Genomic DNA, 19,763 nt, shown 5'->3' on the forward strand with positions numbered 1-19,763 from the left:
ACGACGAGGTCGAAGAGCCCAGCCTCTCTTTGAAACGTGCGCTCCGTCTCCCGCCGCAGCGTGAGCACCGCCGCGATGAGTGCAACCCCGAGCGCGATGCCCGCCAGCGTGAGCAGCGTGACCAACGGCCGCGCCGTGAGATAACGCCAGGCGATGCGCGGGAGGGTCATGCTTCTCCCTCCTCACTGCGGATGAGTGTGGAGCAGTCGAACTGGCGCGGCAGCTCTTTGGCCAGGGCCAGATCATGCGTGACCATCAAAAAAGTCGCATCGTGCTCGCGGGCGAGATCACGCATGAGGTCGAAGACTTGGCGGCCCGTTTTCGGATCCAGCGCGCCGGTAGGTTCATCAGCGAGGAGGATCTCCGGCCTGCCAACCAAGGCGCGGGCGATGGCGACACGTTGCCTCTCCCCCACAGAGAGGCGACTGGCCCGCGTGTGCAGCCGGTGGGAGAGGCCCACCCGCGCCAGCATCTCAGAAGCACCTCCTTCACGGCCTGAGAAGCGCTGCCCGATCTGCACATTCTCCAAGGCAGTGAAGTCGCCGAGCAGGTGAAAGCTCTGAAACACCATGCCGATGTGCCTGCCGCGATGCTGATCCAGCGCCGCCGTGCCGAGACTGCCCACTTCCGTGCCAAGCACTCTCACACTGCCAGCATGGAAGCGCGTGAGACCCGCCATGAGATTGAGCAGCGTGCTTTTTCCACAGCCACTCGGCCCCGTGAGAGCCACGGATTCTCCCGCAGCCACACACAGTTCATCCAGCATGAAAAACACACCAGGTGCCAACCTATGCCGCAGGCTATGAAGATGGATCACGGCGTCATTCATGATGCACATGCGGCTTCAAAACAAAGACCTCGCTGCTGAGTCCGCCGGGCAGTGTGAGCTTGGCTTTTGCGGCAAAGTTCACGCCCATGAGCCATTTCGCATCGGAGCCGGTTTCGCCGGGGAAGATGAAGTAGTTCGTCTGGCCGTTGCGAAGATTGGAGACGCCGTCTTCGCCAGCGTTTTTCTCGCGATCACGCACGCGGAGCTCGATCTGACGCTTCAAATCGGGGAAGTCGAGCTTTAGCACGCTGTCGAGCGGCAGATCGAGCGCCGGGCCATCGCGACCGCCTTTGACGAGCCAGACTTCGAGATCACCCGCGTCGTCATGCAGCTTGATCTCAAGCGTGGCAGCCTGTTTGCCATCGCTGCCAAAGACGGGATGGAAGAAGCCGCCGTGCGGGCCTTCATTGGCATGGATGTGAGGCATACCAGCCTCTGTCATCATCACTGCCACCAGCGGATGCAGCGCCAGAGTGTAGGTTTTCAGGTCTTCCTCATTCAAATCAGCAGCGGAGAGCTTGGCGATGAGTTCAGCTAGGTCTGCAAGAGGCTCAGCAAGGCCCGCCGGGTTTTTCGCATTCGGCGGAATCGTGTCCGGAGTCACTGCGGCTCCCGTTTTGACCACTTCAGGCTGCATTTGCCGCAAGGCCGCCAGATCACCCACCTGCGCGAGTCCCTCAGCCTTTGCCGCGATTTCATCAAAAGCCGTCAGTTGCTGCCAGACAACCGTTTGAGGCTGCTCGGCTGCTTTTTTACAGGCGGCGAAGCAAAGAACGCCGAGGAGGAGAATGTGACGAGTGATCATGGGCAGACTTGTTGTTAGCGCAGCCAGGGCGTGGGCGTCTCTTCTTCGGCACCGGGGACCTCGGCATGGATAGGGCCATGCTCATGGTGGGCATCCACGGCGGCCTGGATGTGCCAGCGGGGGAAGGGATCAGGTAGGTTTTCCCACTCGCCGGGGCCTGCGTCGAACTCTTCATCGGTGAGCAGGCAGGCATCGAGTTTTTCGGTGAGCGTGGCGACATCGAGGCCGATGCCGATGAAGACGAGTTCTTGCCGGCGGTCGCCGTAGGGCTCCACGAAGTTGTCGAGGATCTGGCGGCGATCCTCGATGCGCTGCGGCCAGCCGGACTTCGGGGCGCTGATCCACCAGAAGCCCGCACAGCGATGCGTGGCGAGACCGCCCGCCTGGCTCCAGATGCCCGCCAGTCCCATGCGCGTGGCGAGCCAGAAGTAGCCTTTGCTACGGATGATGCCGGGCCATTCCTCATGCAGGAAGTCCCAGAAGCGCTGCGGGTGAAAGGGTTTCCGCGATTTGTAGGCCATGCTGGAGATGCCGTATTCCTCCGTCTCCGGCGTGTGCTCGCCACGCATCTCCTTCAGCCAGCCGGGGGCGCGTGAGGCCTCCTCAAAGCTGAAGCGTCCGGTGTCGAGCACCTCGCCGAGAGGCACGCGTCCCATCTCCGACTCCACGATGCGGGCGCGAGGATTGAGCTTGGTGAGTGCCTCCCGCAGCAGGGTGCGCTCGGCCTCGCTGATGAGGTCCACTTTGTTCAGCACGATGACATCGCAGAACTCGATCTGATCGATGAGAAGGTCCGTCACTGTGCGTGTATCCTGCTCGCCAAGAGATTGACCGCGCTTTTGCAGCGAATCGGCCTCGTTGTAGTCGTGGAGGAAGTTTTTGGCATCGACCACGGTGACCATGGTATCCAGCCGGGCGATCTCGCTGAGGCTCTTTCCGTCCTCGCCTTCAAACGTGAAGGTCTCGGCCACAGGCAGCGGTTCGCTGATGCCGGTGGACTCGATGAGCAGGTAGTCAAAGCGGCCTTCTTTGGCCAGGCGGTTGACCTCGACGAGCAAATCTTCCCGCAGCGTGCAGCAGATGCAGCCATTGCTCATCTCGACGATTTTTTCCTCCGTGCGGGAGAGATTGGCACCGCCGTTCGCCACCAGCGCGGCGTCGATGTTCACCTCGCTCATGTCATTCACGATCACGGCCACGCGTCGGCCTTCGCGATTGTTGAGGACATGATTGAGCAGTGTGGTTTTGCCAGCGCCAAGGAAGCCGGAGAGAACGGTGACAGGAAGACGGGACATGGGAAGAGAGAATGACGAATGATCAATGGTGAATGACGAAGGCTTGAATCAGGCGAGGGCTTCGCGGGCGGCTTGTTCATACCAGGCGATGACCTGGCGGCAGTGGGGATCGCCATAGGCCTTCACAAAGTCGCGAGTGGCAGGGATGGAGCTGTCCTTCAGCGCGGCGATGCGTTCCTTGCAGTAAGCGCGTGTCAGTGCCGTGTCGCAGCGCTGCGTGATGAGATAGCAAAACTCAGCGAAAGAGGTGGGGAAGCCGGAGGAGATGTTCATGGAAGCGTTTCGGGTTCAATGATGGCAGGCCCCGCCGCCCGGCCCGCAACAGCCGCCGCCATCAAGCGGCGCGACGGGCAGGCTGCGCACGCCACCGAGATAAAAACTGGCCTGCGGCACGCGGCGCACCGGGTGACCTGTCTCGGGATCGTGCGTCAGCGCGGCATCGCGCATGCTCTGCTTTAGCTCAAAACGCCGCACCGGGAGTTCCGGCGTCGGCGGCAGGGTTTCGTAAAGGTAGGTGGGCATGGGGGCATGTTGAGCCTCTTTGATTGTAATGCAAGTATGTTGCAGTAAAAGAGTCGCCGACATGATCCTCAATGACCTCCAAATCACCGAACTCGCCCGCTGCGGCATGATTCAGCCCTTCGAGCCAAATCTCGTGAGAAAGCAACCAGATGGCACGGAAGTCTTGTCTTATGGTATGAGCAGTTTTGGCTACGACCTGCGACTCTCACGCCATGAATTCAAAGTCTTCCGCCACATCCCCGGCACCGTGGTGGACCCGAAAAACTTCCAGGCACGCAACCTCGAAAAAGTAGCGCTGGAGACCGATGACAGCGGCTCCTACTTCATCCTGCCCGCCCGCAGTTACGGTCTCGGCGTCGCCGTGGAAAAGCTCAGCCTGCCTTCCAATGTCACCGCCATCTGCGTCGGCAAAAGCACCTATGCTCGCTGTGGCATCATCGCCAATGTCACTCCTGCCGAAGCCGGCTGGAGCGGCCATCTCACCCTCGAATTCTCCAACTCCTCCGCTGCCGACTGCCGCATCTACGCCGATGAAGGCATCGTCCAGATGCTCTTTTTCCAAGGTGAACCCTGTGCCACCAGCTATCGCAAACGCACCGGCAAGTATCAGGACCAAAAGCAACGCATCACCCTGCCAAAGGTGTGATCTGCATCTGTCTCGACTTGCCATGGCATCCTCGGAATTTTGCTTTACACAAAGTGTGTCGTCCCCGCTTCCATGAAAGATGCCGAACCCATGCCTAAATCCGAACGCGGCAACCCAAGACTCCAGCGTTTGGTGCTGCGGATAATCTCTGCGGTTTCATTCATCGCTCTGCCCGCCATTTTTGCGCCGCAGATGGCTGTGGAAAAGTTTTCGGTGCTGCTGGGCTTTGGTAAGCCACCCCATTTACCTTTGCTCATCTACATGACTTCGGGTGCCTCTTGCGTCTATCTGGCGCAGGCGGTCCTGCTCTGGCTCATGTCATGCGATGTGGTTCGTTACCGTCCGCTCATCGTATTCTGCGGCTGGGCGTATCTGGCCTTTGGCCCGCTGTTTCTTTGGATCGACATCCATGCCGGGATGCCCTCATTTCAAGTCGCCGCAGACTCCTTGAGCTGCCTTGTCGGTGGAGCAGCTCTGCTTGCGGCTTGCTATTCTGGCGGCCAGCCGAGCAATTCAAAAGCCCTCCATGCCTGACATTTACAAAATGCCGCAATTGATCCGCCCTTGGTATTGGCCTGAACGAGGTCAGCCCGAACGCACCGAGCCCTTCACCTGGATTGTCGAGGGTGTCATCGCTGCCTCGTGGTGGCCTGATCCTTATGTCTTCGACATTTACGATGAGCAAAACATCCGCGCGGTCGTGAACTGCTGTGAGTTCGACAACCGTCGCGATGTGCCGAGCCAGTTTGCCTACCATCACATCAACGTGCCGGACTATGGGGTGCCCACAGATGCGCAGATCGAGCACTTCGTGACCCTGATGGACCAGCACCACGCGGCTCGCGAGGCGGTGGTGGTGCATTGTGTGGCGGGTTGTGGCCGGACGGGGCAGTTCATCGTCGCGTGGTGTGCGAAGGCGGGCTTTATCCCCGCGAAGACTGATCCGGTGCAGTGGATCCGTGCCCGCCGGAAATGCTGCCTGGAAACCCGCGAGCAAAGCGAGTGTGCGAAGCGGTGGATGACGAAGCACACCTCAAAGCGTGTTCACGAGGCCTGAGGCTCATTCGGCACCCACTGCGGGAAGGGATCGGGAAGCTGCGTCCAGGCGTTGGGGCCTTTTTCGAACTCGGCTTCCGTCAACAAAGCAGCGTCAAATTTCGTGGTAAGGGCAGCTTTGTCCATCTCACGACCGATGATGACGATCTCGGTGCGGCGATCACCGTAGATGCCCTGAATGTGGGAGCGGATTTCGGCCTGACTTTGCTCGTCCTGCGGCCACTCATTTTCTGCGACGGCACTCCAGAAGAAGCCCATGGCGCGGGTGTCGCGGAGCACGCCGGCCTGCGAGACATAACCCGCGATCTCGTTGCGCGTGGCGAGCCAGAACATTCCTTTGGCACGGATCACGCCGGTCCAGGGAGACTTGAGTAAATCTTGAAACCGCTGCGGGTGAAACGGTCGGCGAGCGCGATACACGAAGCTGCTGATGCCATACTCCTCCGTCTCGGGTGTGTGCTGCTGGAGGCTGTCGAGCCAGCCATCACTCTGCTCCGCCTCAGCCATGGCGAAGAGGCCGGTGTCGAGCACGCTCTCCAGCGATACCTCGCTGCGCTGGGTGAGGTGGACCTTGGCTTTCGGGTTCAGGGCGCGGACGATGCCTTGGATTTCATCCAGCTCGTCGGCGCTGACGGCATCGGTTTTGTTGATGAGGATGACGTTGGCGAACTCGATTTGATCGGTGAGCAGATTCGCGATGTTTCGAGCATCTTCACCTGTGACGCCCATTTCGCGGTCCTGGAGGTCCTCGGTGCTGTGGTAGTCTTCGAGGAAGTTCCGCGCATCGACGACGGTGACCATGGTGTCGAGCTGAGCGAGGTCGTTGAGGCTGCGGCCGGAGTCATCGGTGAAGGTGAAAGTCTCGGCGACGGGCATGGGCTCGGAGACGCCGGTGGATTCGATGAGGATGGAGTCAAAGCGGCCTTCTTTGGCCAGCGTGGCGACTTCCTGCATCAAATCCTCGCGCAGCGTGCAGCAGATGCAGCCGTTGCTCATCTCGACCATCTTTTCCTCGGTGCGTGAGAGCTTGGCATCGCCGCTTTTCACGAGTTGGGCATCCACATTGACCTCGCTCATGTCATTCACAATCACGGCGACTTTGCGGCCCTCGCGATTGCGCAGGATGTGATTGAGTAGCGTGGTCTTTCCTGCGCCGAGGAAGCCGGAGAGGACGGTGACGGGGAGTTTCGAGGCTTTCATAAAAGGCAATTAAGTTGCGTTTGTTTAGCTCTTTAGCTAATGCAATCAAATTGCTTTATGATAAAAATCACGATCCTCTCTGGATTCTTGGGTTCGGGCAAGACGACGCTCCTGCGCCGCCTTTTGCGCCATGCTGACGACCTGAAGCTCGGCGTGATCGTCAACGACATGGCAGAGCTGGAGGTCGATGGCGATCTGGTCCGCTCTGGCCAGCACGTCACGGAAGAGCAAGGAACCCTGGCCAGCCTCTATTCGGGCTCCATCAGCGGGGATCAGCGCAGGGCATTCTGTGAGATTTTGGATTCCTGGCAGACGCAGGACGATCTGAAACAGGTGGTCATCGAGACCTCCGGCAGCACTCATCCCTGGCCGCTCATTGAGGAAATCGCCCGTCGCCATGATCACTACCAGCTCGACAGCTTTGTCACGCTGATCGACGCAAAGGCCTTCATCGAAGACTACGGCGCGGGGAAGCGGCTGTTTGAAAAGCTGATCCAAAATGAACAGGAGCAACGTCGATCCATGGAGAACCTATTGGCGGAGCAGATCCAGTTCGCCAGCACCCTGCTTGTTACCAAGACCGACCGTGTCCGCCCCGACGATCTGCCTTTCCTGCTGAAGTGTCTGGAGGTCCTGAACCCTCATGCTGACGTTCATGCCGCGAGTTACGGCCAGGTGCCTTCTTCTCGGCTTCTGGGCACGGGGAAATTCAGCATGGAGCGCTCACGATTGCTGGCCAAAAACTGGCGCGAGGGTGCTCCTGAGACACTGGGTTCCTCAGCGGCCTATGATCTTGGAAGCACGGTCTTTTGTGACCCTCGCCCCTTCCATCCACGGCGACTTTGGCGTCTCTTCCACGAGCGACTCGGGCTGGGCATTCATCGCAGCAAAGGCTTTGTATGGATGGCATCGCGAGATGAACAGGTGCTGCTCTGGAATCAGGCAGCGGCTGGCATCGACCTCGAACTGCTCGCCTACTGGAAGGCCGCATTGTTGAAGGACCCGCTCGGAAAACTCGTCGCCGAAGAGAAGGCGATGCTTCGCGAGCAGATCGTCGGTTCGCATCCGCTCTTTGGAGATCGGCTCAATGAACTCACCGTCATCGGCACCCTGCGAGATCGCGAAGTCTTCATGCCCGAACTGGAAGCCTGCCTTTGCACAGATGAAGAAATCGCACGCTGGCAAGCCGGCGGCAGCTTTGACGATCCATGGCCGAAGACACTGCGGAAGGTCGAGTGATGATCACTCCTTCGTTACCACCTCGTCCAGATTCAGCAGCATGAGGCAGAGGCTCGTCCATGCAGCGTTTTCTGCGGCGTTGAGCTTGGAGTCAGACTTGTGCTCCCCGATTTGAAGAAGCTTCGCGGCATCTTTGGCGGATTGCTGGCGGAGCTTGGAGAGCTGCTTTTGAAGCACGGTGAGTTCTTCCGCTTTGGCGACCCGGTTTGTGACGATGTGGAAAGCGTGCTGGAGATGCTGAGCGTCGTCGCCGGGGGACTTCAGCACCTTCTCGGCAAGCACTCGGGCCGCCTCGACGAAGGTCGTGTCATTCAGCGTCACCAGCGCGTGCAGGGGGGTGTTCGTGCGCGTGGCTTTGACGGCGCAGACTTGGCGAGTGCTGTTATCAAAGAGCATCGTGGGGCCGACGATGCGACGCCAAAACACATAGAGCGTGCGGCGGTAAAGAGCATCTCCGTGGTCCTGCACATAGGTCTTCTTGCCAAAGGTGGCCTCCTCCCAGATGCCCTCGGGCTGGTAAGGCTTTACCGAAGGCCCGCCAAGCTTCGGATTCAAAAGACCCGACAATGCCAGTGCCTGATCCCGCAGCATCCACGAAGGCATTCTGAAGCGCGGCCCACGTGCGAGCAGGCGGTTGTCCGGGTCCGTTTGTAGTTCGGGCTTCAGCCCGTTCTCGGAGCGTCCTTGGCGGGCTGAAGCACGAACTACGAACGATGAGCTCCGCTGATACGTCTCACTTGTAACGATGATCCTGAGGAGATGCTTCACATCCCATCCGCTCTCCATGAACTCAGCGGCGAGCCAGTCGAGTAATTCACGATGTGGTGGCATCTCGCCCTGCACGCCAAAATCCTCTGCCGTCTTCACCAGCCCGATGCCGAAGATCGACTGCCAGAAGCGATTCACGGTGACACGCGCAGTGAGTGGATTGTCATGACGCACGAGCCATTGCGCGAGACCGAGCCGGTCTTTCGGTGCATCCCTCGCCATGGCGGGCAAAACAGCGGGTGTAGTGAAGCTGACCTTCGTTGTCAGCGGCTTGTCGTAGGCACCTTTGTCGAGAATGAAGGTCTCGCGCGGCTGCGGCAGGGTGTCCATGACCATGACTTTTGTCACCGCATTGCTGGCGGCGGTCTTCTCGCGCTGGGCGGCGAGCAGCTTGTTCAGGACGGCCACATAGGCAGCATCCTTGCCCTTGAAGTAGCCGATGGCCTCCAGGAGCGCATCGACTCCGCGATTCTTCGGCTCAGCTTTGGCGAGGGTGCTCGGCAGGTTGCCGGGTAGATTGATCGCCTCTGATTCGGTGAGTGGTTTGCCAGCCGGGCGCGGGAACTTTTTCAGTTCAAAGGCCTCCACCTCAGCGGCGATCTTGCCAACAGCGGCATTGGCTTTGACCGTGCGCGCCAGTTCGGAGGGCGTGCTGATATCCATGGCAGGTGCAGCCTGCCCGCTGCGGCCTTTGCCGTCTTCGCTGGTTTGATTGAAGACGTCATAGAGCGCGAAGTAGTCACGCTGTGTGAGAGGATCGAATTTGTGGTCGTGGCACTTCGTGCAGTTCAGCGTCAGTCCCATCCAAACGGTGCCAGTGGTCTCGACGCGATCCATCACGTTCTCCACGCGTGTCTCCTCGGCGATACGGCCACCTTCGCCATTGATCATGTGATTGCGGTTGAAGCCTGAGGCCAGTTTTTGCTCAATCGTGGCATTCGGGAGGAGATCACCCGCGAGCTGCCAGACCGTAAATTGATCATAAGGCATGTTGTCATTGATCGACTTCACCACCCAGTCACGCCAGGGCCACATGGTGCGCTCGGGATCGCCCTGGTAGCCGTTGCTGTCGGCATAGCGCGCCGCATCCAGCCAGTCCCAGGCCCAGCGCTCGCCGAAGTGCGGACTGGCGAATAGACGTTCGATGATGTCGGACAGGTCAGACTTGTCAGACGAGTCCGACGGCGGAAGGCCCGTCAGATCTAGCGAGAGCCTGCGCACGAGTGTCTCGTGCGTGGCGCGTGGGTTTGGCTTCAAGCCTGCCTCGGTGAGCTTTTGGTTCACAAAGGCATCAATCGGATGCTTTGCGCCCGCAGACACAGGTGGGCGTTTCACCGGCTCGAAGGCCCAATGCTTACCCCACTTCGCACCTTCAGCGATCCATTGTTTCACGAGCTGCTTTTGTGCCTCGGTGAGCTTGCGATTGCTCTTCGGCGTGGGCATCAACTCTTCGGGATCGCTGCTGAAGATACGCTTCACCAATTCGCTCTCATCGGCTTTGCCGGGAACAATGGCGCTACCGCTCTTCGCGGCTTTTTCTTCATCGAGTCGGAGATCACCTTTGCGCTTCGCGGCATCTGGACCGTGGCAGTGATAGCAGTTCTCACTGAGAATCGGTTGGATGTCGCGGCTGAAGTCAATCGCCGCCGCGACAGGCGTGGCAGCGAACAGGAGCAAAATTGACGGGAGGTGTTTCAACGTGGGCTAAACGCCACCTCGAGAACGGTTCTTTGTCGCAGCTTGAATTCTCTATCTCAGGTGAGCGGTGGGATTCATCAGGGTGTGATGACCATGATCTGATAAAACTGCCGCTCGCCAGGCATGGCGGTGAAGGTGCGCGAAGTCGTGGCCGTGGTGGCGGTGACGAGCGTGCCACTGACATCCGTCCAGCTTGAGAGGTCAGTGCTGGAACGAACGCGATATTGCTTTCCGATGACGCTGCTCCAGCTCAGCGTGACCTGATTGCCCGCGCGTGAGACATCGCTCACGGCCATGCGGGAGGTGGAGTTGAGGGGATCAGTTCCGGCGATGTTTTCATCTTCTTCGGTGAAGCCATCGGCATCGTCGTCATCGGTGGTGACATTGCGCAGCACCAGAGTCAGAGCGCGCTCGCCACTGCTGCCGCTGCCGTCAGTCCAGCGCACGCGCAGATGATGCACAGGCTGGGTTTCATAATCGAGGGGGTGTGCGGCAGTGAGGTCGCTGCCGCTCAAGATGAAGCTGGCATTGTCAGCATCGCCAGTGCCGGAGACGAGAGTGTAGTCACACTTCACTCCTGACTCGCTGCCTCCGCCGGTGATCTCGGCAAGCACTGTCGCCGCCGATTGTCCTTCGGCGACTTCCGTGCGGCTGAGGCCGATGGGGCGCGGCTCGTCTTCACCGAGCAGGCTGAGCGTGTCACGCGAGTTCACCACGGTGAGATCGTCGCTGCGCGAGGCTGCCTCGCTGACGAGATTCAGGTAGTAGTTGCGGCGCAGTGTCCGCTCCGTCTCGGTCAGCAGCGCGGGCTTTGCCGTGGGATCCCAGGGACGAGGACGATTCAACGGCTGATAGACATAGGTCCAGGCGGACTGATCGGCGAAGAGATCGTTGTCGTGCAGTTTCACGCCGACAAACCACGGCGCGAGATTACCAGTGCTGCTGTGAGCATTCGCAAAGGCTCCGTCGATGGATGTGACGTGGCCTGCATCGGCACGGTAGGTTTCGATGAGTTTCCAGTCATACGACTCGGGGCGGAGGAAAAGACCGTTGCGTGTGTCACCGAGATTGATGGCCGCATCACTGTGCTCGACGAGCATGATCGCACCTGCCTCGCGGAAGTATTGATGCACCGTGCTGGCGATGGCTCCGGTGGCGTTGGCTCCGACGAGCCGCGGTGCTAGGCCCATGAGGTTGGTGAGTTTCAAAAAGCCACCGCTGACTGTGGTTGGCTCGCCCGTGACCATGTCGAGACCGTGCTCTTCATAGTTCGTGATGTCGGCGAGCGTCATGGAGCGCCCATACTGGCCGGTGAACCAGTCGTAGCCATTGGCATAAGGCTTCGGCGCGCGGACGTGATAGGCCATGCTGACGACGGCGGAGCTTTGCAGACGACCGAGAAGCTCCGGTGCGAGGGATTCGATGATGTCGGTCTGCCAGGTGGTGAAGAAGCAATCGACAGGCACGCCGAGGGATTCATGATGATTGAGCAAGGTGCGCAGTTCCTCGACACTCTTTTCAGGATAGGCGAAGTCCTGCCAGTTCCACGAGAAGCCGAGGTTGTTCGCAGGCCGCTCATAAAGGCTCTGCGTGCCGCTGAATGCACTCATCCATTCATCATAGGTGGCCTGAAGCGTCTTCACCTCACAGCGGCCGGCATCACGCCAGCGCTGGATGGTATCGAGGATGGCCGCAGCCGTCGAAGTGAGGTAGCCGGTCTGCACGAAGTCACGGTGATTCAGCACTCGGGCCATGGTCCAAAGTTTGTCTTCATGGGGAATCGTGCCGTTTCCCAACAGGCGCAGGAGGCGGTCGTGCTCGTGGAGATCGTTGCTCCAATTTCCGATGGCGGCGATGTCACCCGACGAGGGTGTGGTGAAGTGACCTGCATCCTGTGGACGCCAGAGTCCGGAGCTGTGCAAATCATTGTCATGGTTGAGCGAACCCGCGCCCATGAGCATGACGGGTTTCCAGCGATACGACGGTGCTGTGGTGGAGAATTTGAGGCAGGCGAGGCCGTCATTGAGGCCATTGGCATCGCGATCCTCGATGAACTTCGGCCAGTCCTGGTAGCCGCTGCTGGCGGGATCGTAGATGTGACCGCCGACCACGCCGGTGATGTCGGTGTCGAGCCGAACATCGAGCTGGTAGGCCACGTCGGCGTAGTTGTAGGGGACGAGGCTGTTCTGCTCATGCGAGTGCGGATCGAGATTCACCTGATGATGATCGTGTAGGTACTTGATCACATTCACGCCGCCAGTGTTCGTGCTGTAAACACCACCGCCGATGTGAAAGGTGCCATTGGCGATGCTGGTGTCCTGATTCACGCCGGGCATCTCGTAGCGTGCCACGCCTTCGGCGAAGTTGAGGTCGGTTTGAAACTGCCAGGGCAGAGTCCGAGCGGCACACATCTCGGCAAAGCGGAGGATGGCCTCGCGCCACTGCACATAGGTCAGCTTCGCGGTGAGACCGCTGGCGTTGAAGTTTGGTGTGACGGGGATGCCATTGCTGCCGCCGCCGGGCTGCTCGCTGTGGACGACGATGCCATAGCGCACCTGCGCAGGCTGGGCGGTTGCGGCGGTCACGGACAGCAGGGTGAAAAGGAGGATCGCTTTCATGGATGAGTTGGGGGTTCATCCGCAGGTGGCCGGTTTGCTGAAGACCGTTACAGACATTCGATTTTTTATGCAGCCTCGCAGGCGAATGAGGGTTTAAAGTGAGGTGTACATGCCGTCTGCCGCGCCCTCCAGTCATGCCTTCCCGTTCCCCGCCACGATGTGGAGCCGAGTGCTGCGCACGCGCGAGTCGAATGACCTCGGCACAGCACGCGTGGCGCTGGATCAGCTTTGCACCGCTTACTGGCAGCCTGTGGCAGGCTACCTGCGAGCGCTGGGCTGCCCGGAGCAGGAGTCGGAGGATGTGACGCAGGACTTCTTTGCCACATTCTTGAGGCGTGATGGCTTCCAGCGTGCGCAGCCTGAGCAGGGACGGCTGAGGGCGTATTTGAAATCAGCGATCAGGCATCATCTCTACCACTGGCGGCGCGATGGCGCGGCGCTGCGGCGTGGTGGTGGACAGGAGCCGCTGGCGCTCGATGCTGATGACGCTCCTGAGCTGCCAGCCCCCGAAGTGGCGGATCATCAGTATGATGTGCAATGGGCGTTGGTGGTGATGGAGCGTGCTTTGTCCGGGCTGAAAGATGGTTATCTGAAACGCGGGCGCCTAGACATCTACGAGCAACTGAAACCGACCCTGCTGATCGCCGAGTATGGCGATGTGTCTGCGCTGGCTCAGGAACTCGGCATGACACGCGGCGCGCTGGCCGTGGAGCAGCACCGCGCACGTCGCAGGCTCGCAGAGCTGCTGCGCGCGCAGGTGGCTGAGACGCTGGACGAGCCTGCCGAAGTGGACGCGGAGCTTTTGCATCTGCTGCATGTGCTGGCCCATCACACGCCTGATTTATGAACACGACCTGCCCAGCCTGTGGCGCAACCCTGCGCGCTGTCGATGGCCTTTGCCCGGCCTGCGTGGCGCGCGCGGTGACTTCGTTTGTGAAGCATCCAGCCGCTGCGGGCGAATCTGAACCCGTAGTGCCCGGCTATGAAGTGCTGGAGGTGCTTGGTCGCGGTGGCATGGGCGTGGTTTATCGGGCGGTGCGAATGGCCGACGAACAGGAAGTAGCGCTCAAGCTCGTGCCACAGCACCTCATCGGCCGCGATGATCTGCTGGAGCGTTTGCAACGCGAGGCGGATTCTCTCCGGTCATTGCAGCATCCGCATGTGTTGCGAATCGTCGAGTCGGGCGTCACGCCGGAGGGCAGGTGGTTTATGGCCACCGAGCTGGCTGAGGGTGGTGACCTCGGGCGACGTTTGCACAAAGGTCCGCTGCCAGTGGACGAGGTGCTCAGCATCTTCCGCCAGACCTGCGCCGCCATTACTGAAGCGCATCGGCAGGGCATCGCGCATCGTGACATCAAGCCGGCCAACATCCTGCTCTTGAGTGATGGCAGCGTGCGAGTCGCCGACTTTTCTTTGGCGAAGTTGCTGCATGATCAAGGTGCACCCGCCCTCGCGCTCACGCAGACGATGGAGGTGTTTGGTACGCCGTATTACATCGCGCCCGAAGTGCGACGTGGCTCAGGTCAGGTAGATGCGCGAGCGGACATTTTTTCTCTCGGCGTGCTGCTGCATGAGATGCTCACGGGGCGTCTGCCCATCGGCGAATACATGCCCGCCTCTGATCTCGCGAAGGTGCCAGCGGCGGTGGACCGGCTGATCTCTCGCTGCCTTCAGGAAGATCCAGCACGACGACCTGCGACGGCGGACGTGCTGCTAAGTGAACTGGAGAAATCACTGTGTCCCACACACTGTCGGATGAGGTCGCTGATCACCGCTGCCGCAGCGCTGCTGGCTCTCGGAGTCTGGTTTGTCTTGTCGGAAAAGGCTCCACTCGTCGCCGTGAGTCCCGCCACTGCCACGCTGGCGAAACCTTGGACGAACTCACTCGGCATGAGCTTTGTGCCCGTGCCTGGAACGCGCGTGCTCTTCTGCCAGTCGGAGACACGCATTCGCGACTTCGAGGCTCATGCGCGTGACGCCGGGCTGCCAGTCACGGGCCGCGAGACGCGCTGGCGTCACCCGCCAGTGCCTGTGACACCAGATCATCCGATCACGCCACTGAGCAAGCCGATGGCCGAGCGCTTCTGTGACTGGCTCACAAGCAAGGAGCACGCACTCGGAGTGATCAGCAACGATGAAGAGTATCGCCTGCCCACAGATGAGGAATGGAGCCGTGCAAATCCCGCACTCAAAGAGTCCGGCAGCACGCCCGAGGAACGCCACCTGAGCACCGGGCCAAACAGCCATGCACTCTATGTCTGGGGGCGTGGACTGCCCGGCCTGAAAGTGGAGACACTGGCGAACTTCGCCGGTCAGGAAGCCGCGACATTGATTGGGCAAACACCCGCGCTGAGGCATCGCGATGAGTATCCGTTCACAGCACCCGTCACGGCTTTCCCACCGAACTCACTCGGGCTCTACAACATGAGCGGCAACGTCAGCGAGTGGTGCTCCTCCCGCTGGCAGGCGAATGATGATGAATTCATCTCACGCGGTGGCGCGTGGTGTGATCACGAGCTCAGCCTTCTGCGCGTGGATCACCGCCGACATCTGCGCCCCATAGCCACGCTTGAGGGCAGTGGCTTCCGTGTTGTGCTGGTGCCTAGCCATACTGAGCCATGAAATCATTTAGAGGTGGGACCTGTTAAAATACTACCACGGCCCCATCTGAGCCAACGCCGCAAGCCGCAGGTGTTACAGGCGCGGCGAAAAAATATTTTACGGCGAGTGCAACGCTGTCCGAGCAGCGGTGCATGGGGAGAGTGAAGACAAAGTTTTACCGTCGCTCACCTCATGAAATCTCAACTCATCTATTCACTCATCGCCAGTCTGGCACTGGTTTCATTCGCACACGGCCAGGGATCACTCACGCCTCCCGGGCCTCCTGGCCCGAGCATGAAAACGCTCAATGAGGTAGAGCCTCGCACGCCGCTGAACCAGCTCTACACGCCGGGAGACAGCACTAGCGTCTTCAAGATCACCCAGCCTGGCTCTTATGTGCTCACGGGGAATCTTACGCCGCCAAGCGGGAAGCATGGTATCGTCGTCCAGTTGGTGAGAGGTGGCCGCGTGAAAGTGGATCTCATGGGTTATACGATTGATGGGCGCAATGCCGGGGCGAGTGCCTCTGGTTATGTCCAACTGCCCAATGATGCGGACGAATTTCAGGATTCACTCATCATGAACGGCAGCATCCGCAGCTTCGGCAGCTCGAACATCAAGATCGATGCCGACTACATCGGCGATACTGCCACCCACGAGGTCGGGCACTACGCCGGGCTGAACGCGGTGTACTGTCCCGGCAGGCTCACCATCAGTGGCGGAAGCATCATCGATCCGGTGGGTTCAGCCGTGGTCATGGGCAGTGACTCCATCCTTTGCGGTGTGCAGATTCGTGACAGTCAGGCAGGTGGCGCTGACCCGATCATCGTCGCAACGGGTGATCATCATACGCTCCAGGATATACTGGTTTCATCCATCTCCACCGGGGGCACCAATGCCCCAGCCATGCTTCTGGGACCTGACTCCAAGATCATGGGAATGACTGCGCGATTCACGGGTGGCACCTATACCAGCACCGTGCTCGGCACGACGAGCGGTTTCTCCGAGGTGTCTGGACTGAATGTCGAATTCCTGAACGTCACGGCTGCCACGGGTGTGTCTTCACTCTACACCTCGGTCCAGTGGCCGTATGAAATGACTTCATCACAGGGCCCCTACCAACTTTTCACTTCCAGCCAGGGTCCCTATCAAGTCACCGCGACCCATTGCACGCTCGGCATCGCCATTGATGTCGTTCAGTCTGGGCTCACCCTTGCCAGCGACGATTATTGTCCGCGTCTCAGGTTGCAAGGCACGACGACTGTGGGGATCGGCGTGAGGGTAAACTGCAACTACTGCCCTACCGTGATCGACTGCAACATCGCCCCCACGGCCAGCGTGACCGGAGCAGCGGTGCAGGTCAGTGGCTCTGGAAATACCATCAGGGCCAACATCCGCGGCATCCCAGGCAGTGGCACCGGGGTGCAGATCCTGAGCGGGGTGGGCAACGCCATCGAAGGCAGCACTTTCATCGGTCGCGGAGACAGTGCCCTCACGGCGGTGCGCCTCGAAAACGGTGTCACCAACACCCTCGTGCGAAACAGCCGTGGCTCACGCTGGGCTGGTGGCAGTGTCATGGTGCAAAACCTCGGTGACAACACCAACGCCGCCGCTACCGCAGTCAACTCCACCACCCTGAACACGAACACCAACCCCATGGCAAACTTGGTGCAGTGAGCCTCTCCAAACTCAGCACGTCATGAAACACCTGCTCACTTTTTTCATCCTGATCGTGACCACCGCACAGGCCGACACGACGATCAGCCCGACGCTCAAATACGCCTACAGTGCGGATGCAGGCTGGATCAACTTCCGGCATGATCAGCCTGCTTCACCCAATGGCGTGATCGTCGGCGAATCCTTCTTCGCAGGTCTGGCCTATGGTGCCAATTTTGGATGGATCAATTTTGGCGATGGCACTCCTGCCGATGGCATGGAGTATCAAAATAACAGCGCCACAGACTTCGGCGTGAATCACGATGGCGCGGGTTGTCTGAGCGGCATGGCCTACGGCGCGAACACTGGCTGGATCAATTTTGGCTGGGCTGCGGCGAACGATGTGAATCGTCCCCGCGTGAATCTGCTCACGGGGGAGTTCAGCGGCATGGCCTACAGCGCAAACATGGGCTGGATCAATCTCGGCGCTGGCACGCTGACGACCCTGATGGTGCGCATTACCGACACGGATAACGATGGCATGGCCGATGCCTGGGAGCGCGCCTACTTCAGCAATCTCAACACCGCAGGTCACGCCACCGATGCTGACAAAGATGGCGTGAGTGATGCCGACGAATATCTGTCAGGCACGCGGCCAGATCTGGCGTCTGACTATTTCAAGATCGCTAGCACGACCTTCAGCGGCGGAAATACCCAGGCCACGGTCACCTTCACCACCGATCCCACCCGCGTGTATCGCATCGAGACCTCCGACAATCTCGTCAACTGGCAAAACTCCGCCCTCGGCATTTTCGCCCCCGATTCAGGAACTGCCACAACGAGGACGGTCACCTGGACCGGCAACCAACGCCGGTTCATCCGCGCCATCGCCATCCGACCGCTATCGGTTTCGGTGCCGATGGATGGCACGGACATCTAGCACCGTCCGTGCGTCGCCAGTTGATTCCAGCCCCGGCGTCAGCATGAGTCGAGGTTTGCATGGATACCTCAAAGACTCCCTTCCCAGCCACAGCCTGGACTCGTGTGCTCGCCGCGCGCGGGGATTCCGAAGGGGCAGGCCAGGCGCTTGAGGATGTCTGCCGGGCTTACCTGCGCCCGGCGTATTCATTTCTGCGGGCGCTGGGCTGCGAGCGGGAGGATGCACTCGACCTGACTCAGGAGTTCCTCGTCAAATTCACGCAGAGCAGCAGTGGCATCGCCGCCGTCGATCCATCCAAAGGCAGGCTGCGTAGCTACATGAAGGAGATGCTGCGCCATCATTTCTCCAATCACCTGCGTGACGCCACGCGGATCAAGCGGGGTGGCGGTGCGCAGCTTTTGGCGCTGGATGAGCTGGAGGGCTGGGAGGAGCCATCGATTGGCGGGACGCCGGATCAGGCGGATCTGCATTACGACCGCGCCTGGGCCTTCACGCTGCTGGAGCGTGCCATGAGTCATCTGCGCAGCAGCTATGAGCGACGTGGAAAGACGGCGCTTTTTCATCTGATCAAAGACGGACTTCTTTCCGCAGGTGAACTGCAACAACGAGCCCAGATCAGTGCATCGGCAGGTGTGAGCGAAGCCCAACTCCGAGTCGAACTCCACCGTGCACGCAGACGCCTCGTCGAGGCCCTTCAGCGTGAGGTGGCGGAGACGGCTGCGCCTGATGCCGCCGAAGAGGAACTGCGCTACCTGCTCACCGTGCTCGCTCAAAATGGACGCTGAAACCACCAGCCTATGCGCCCAATGCGGCGCGATGAGCACACGCCGCATCGAGGGTCTGTGCCCGTCCTGCCTCGCTGCCGGTGCGGCGAGCGCTCTAACGGCACTTTTGCAGCCCAAGCCTGCCGAGGCGGGCGACCTCGCGGTGCAGATCGACGGCGTCGATATCGAAAGCGTGCTCGGCGTGGGCGCGATGGGGATCGTCTATCGTGGCGTGCGCGAGGACACGGATGAGCCCATCGCCATCAAGGTGCTCGCGCGCAGCATCAGCGAGGATGCCGAGATGGCCGAGCGCTTCCGCCGCGAGGCCGAGGCGCTGGCATCGCTCGATCATCCCAACATCGTGCGCGTCGTCAGTGTGGGCGAGACTGAGGACGGGCGCTATTACTTGGCGATGGAACTCGTCGAAGGATGTGATTTGCGACGTTTGCTGGATGCTGGAAGCATCGGCACGGATCAGGCGCTGGATATTTTTATCAAGGTCTGCCACGGCTTGGAAAGCGCGCACGGGAAGGGAGTGATTCATCGCGACATCAAGCCTGCGAACATCCTCGTGGGTAACGATGGTAAGGTGAAAGTGGCTGACTTTGGCATCGCCAAAGCTGTGGCCGGATCACTCTCATCCTTCACACTCACTCAGACGCGCGAAGCCTTTGGCACGCCCTACTACATGGCACCGGAAGTGGCGCGGCGCGGCGCGGCCGACGAGCGGGCGGACATCTACGCGCTCGGCGTGCTGCTTTACCAACTGCTCACCGGACAAGTGCCCATGGGCAGCTTCACACCGGCATCAAAGATCGCCGCAGTGCCATCACAGTTCGACGCCGTCATCACCCGTGCGATGAGTGATGATGCCACGAAGCGACATGCGAGCGTGCGTGAACTGCGCTTATCCGTGGAGCATATTCGCGACTCCCAAACGGTGGCCGCGAAACGTCGTCGGCTGTGGATGATGACGGCGCTCGTCGCGGGCTGTGCCGCAGCGATTGCCCTTGCCACGATGATTGGCATTTGGTGGCAGCGAGAGACTTCCCAGCCAGCGCCACCACCCGCTCCTCGCTATCCGACGACTGCCAGCAAAGAGCAGCCCTGGGAGAACAGCCTTGGC

18 protein-coding genes are annotated in these 19,763 nt (G+C 60.1%); 10 read left to right on the forward strand and 8 right to left on the reverse strand.

Translation table 11 applies throughout. The annotated features are described in order from the left end of the window. Nucleotides 1–166: 166 nt before the first annotated feature. From AC6FTP_RS18890 to AC6FTP_RS18910, 5 genes are read right to left on the reverse strand one after another with little or no spacing between them, the layout of a single operon-like run. A complete protein-coding gene (locus tag AC6FTP_RS18890) occupies nt 167–829 on the reverse strand; it encodes an ABC transporter ATP-binding protein (protein WP_497208468.1) in 663 nt (220 codons plus the stop codon). Then, on the reverse strand, nt 822–1,634 hold the full coding sequence (locus tag AC6FTP_RS18895; RefSeq protein ID WP_497208469.1) for a hypothetical protein: 813 nt from the start codon (nt 1,632–1,634) through the stop codon (nt 822–824). Before AC6FTP_RS18895 ends, AC6FTP_RS18890 begins: the two co-directional genes overlap by 8 nt. 14 nt (nt 1,635–1,648) lie before the next feature. Beyond that, a complete protein-coding gene (zigA, locus tag AC6FTP_RS18900) occupies nt 1,649–2,929 on the reverse strand; it encodes a zinc metallochaperone GTPase ZigA (protein ID WP_497208470.1) in 1,281 nt (426 codons plus the stop codon). Between the two features lie 48 nt (nt 2,930–2,977). Beyond that, entirely contained in the window at nt 2,978–3,202 is a 225-nt protein-coding gene (locus tag AC6FTP_RS18905; RefSeq protein WP_497208471.1) for a hypothetical protein, read from the reverse strand. A gap of 15 nt (nt 3,203–3,217) precedes the next feature. Further along, nucleotides 3,218–3,451, reverse strand: a complete 234-nt coding sequence (locus tag AC6FTP_RS18910) for an FmdB family zinc ribbon protein (protein ID WP_497208472.1) — start codon at nt 3,449–3,451, stop codon at nt 3,218–3,220. Nucleotides 3,452–3,512: 61 nt separating this feature from the next. On the opposite strand from AC6FTP_RS18910, the gene dcd reads away from it, so the two are divergent. From dcd to AC6FTP_RS18925, 3 genes are all read left to right on the forward strand, one after another. Then, the gene (gene dcd, locus AC6FTP_RS18915; RefSeq protein ID WP_497208473.1) at nt 3,513–4,097 is read left to right on the forward strand and encodes a dCTP deaminase; all 585 of its coding nucleotides are present in this window, start codon (nt 3,513–3,515) and stop codon (nt 4,095–4,097) included. A gap of 72 nt (nt 4,098–4,169) precedes the next feature. Further along, a complete protein-coding gene (locus AC6FTP_RS18920; RefSeq protein ID WP_497208474.1) occupies nt 4,170–4,631 on the forward strand; it encodes a hypothetical protein in 462 nt (153 codons plus the stop codon). Further along, complete coding sequence (locus AC6FTP_RS18925) at nt 4,624–5,154, forward strand: phosphatase domain-containing putative toxin (protein WP_497208475.1); 531 nt, start codon at nt 4,624–4,626, stop codon at nt 5,152–5,154. The genes AC6FTP_RS18920 and AC6FTP_RS18925 overlap by 8 nt, the downstream gene beginning before the upstream one ends. On the opposite strand, the gene zigA (AC6FTP_RS18930) is transcribed toward AC6FTP_RS18925, so the two are convergent. Then, a complete protein-coding gene (gene zigA, locus AC6FTP_RS18930) occupies nt 5,142–6,353 on the reverse strand; it encodes a zinc metallochaperone GTPase ZigA (protein ID WP_497208476.1) in 1,212 nt (403 codons plus the stop codon). The genes AC6FTP_RS18925 and zigA (AC6FTP_RS18930) overlap by 13 nt on opposite strands. Before the next feature lie 57 nt (nt 6,354–6,410). Here zigA (AC6FTP_RS18930) and AC6FTP_RS18935 point away from each other — a divergent pair, with 57 nt between their 5' ends. Next, nucleotides 6,411–7,592: a CobW family GTP-binding protein gene (locus AC6FTP_RS18935; RefSeq protein WP_497208477.1), complete on the forward strand. Its 1,182-nt coding sequence runs from the start codon at nt 6,411–6,413 to the stop codon at nt 7,590–7,592. Between the two features lie 3 nt (nt 7,593–7,595). On the opposite strand, the gene AC6FTP_RS18940 is transcribed toward AC6FTP_RS18935, so the two are convergent. Together AC6FTP_RS18940 and AC6FTP_RS18945 are read right to left on the reverse strand one after the other, a co-directional pair. Next, on the reverse strand, nt 7,596–10,037 hold the full coding sequence (locus AC6FTP_RS18940) for a PSD1 and planctomycete cytochrome C domain-containing protein (RefSeq protein ID WP_497208478.1): 2,442 nt from the start codon (nt 10,035–10,037) through the stop codon (nt 7,596–7,598). A gap of 98 nt (nt 10,038–10,135) precedes the next feature. Continuing rightward, complete coding sequence (locus AC6FTP_RS18945) at nt 10,136–12,676, reverse strand: thrombospondin type 3 repeat-containing protein (protein WP_497208479.1); 2,541 nt, start codon at nt 12,674–12,676, stop codon at nt 10,136–10,138. A gap of 109 nt (nt 12,677–12,785) precedes the next feature. Here AC6FTP_RS18945 and AC6FTP_RS18950 point away from each other — a divergent pair, with 109 nt between their 5' ends. From AC6FTP_RS18950 to AC6FTP_RS18975, 6 genes are all read left to right on the forward strand, one after another. Further along, nucleotides 12,786–13,523 (forward strand): RNA polymerase sigma factor, encoded by a 738-nt coding sequence (locus tag AC6FTP_RS18950; RefSeq protein ID WP_497208480.1) that lies wholly within the window; start codon nt 12,786–12,788, stop codon nt 13,521–13,523. After that, nucleotides 13,520–15,298, forward strand: a complete 1,779-nt coding sequence (locus AC6FTP_RS18955) for a bifunctional serine/threonine-protein kinase/formylglycine-generating enzyme family protein (RefSeq protein WP_497208481.1) — start codon at nt 13,520–13,522, stop codon at nt 15,296–15,298. Before AC6FTP_RS18950 ends, AC6FTP_RS18955 begins: the two co-directional genes overlap by 4 nt. Before the next feature lie 171 nt (nt 15,299–15,469). Continuing rightward, a complete protein-coding gene (locus AC6FTP_RS18960; protein ID WP_497208482.1) occupies nt 15,470–16,954 on the forward strand; it encodes a hypothetical protein in 1,485 nt (494 codons plus the stop codon). A 22-nt stretch (nt 16,955–16,976) separates the two neighbouring features. Further along, nucleotides 16,977–17,873, forward strand: a complete 897-nt coding sequence (locus AC6FTP_RS18965) for a hypothetical protein (protein WP_497208483.1) — start codon at nt 16,977–16,979, stop codon at nt 17,871–17,873. A gap of 59 nt (nt 17,874–17,932) precedes the next feature. After that, nucleotides 17,933–18,658, forward strand: a complete 726-nt coding sequence (locus tag AC6FTP_RS18970) for an RNA polymerase sigma factor (protein ID WP_497208484.1) — start codon at nt 17,933–17,935, stop codon at nt 18,656–18,658. After that, nucleotides 18,648–19,763 (forward strand): serine/threonine-protein kinase (locus AC6FTP_RS18975; RefSeq protein ID WP_497208485.1); only part of this gene is annotated, 1,116 nt, incomplete at its 3' end. The genes AC6FTP_RS18970 and AC6FTP_RS18975, both read left to right, overlap by 11 nt.

It is taken from the genome of Prosthecobacter sp., from assembly GCF_044378005.1.
Classification (GTDB): domain Bacteria; phylum Verrucomicrobiota; class Verrucomicrobiia; order Verrucomicrobiales; family Verrucomicrobiaceae; genus Prosthecobacter.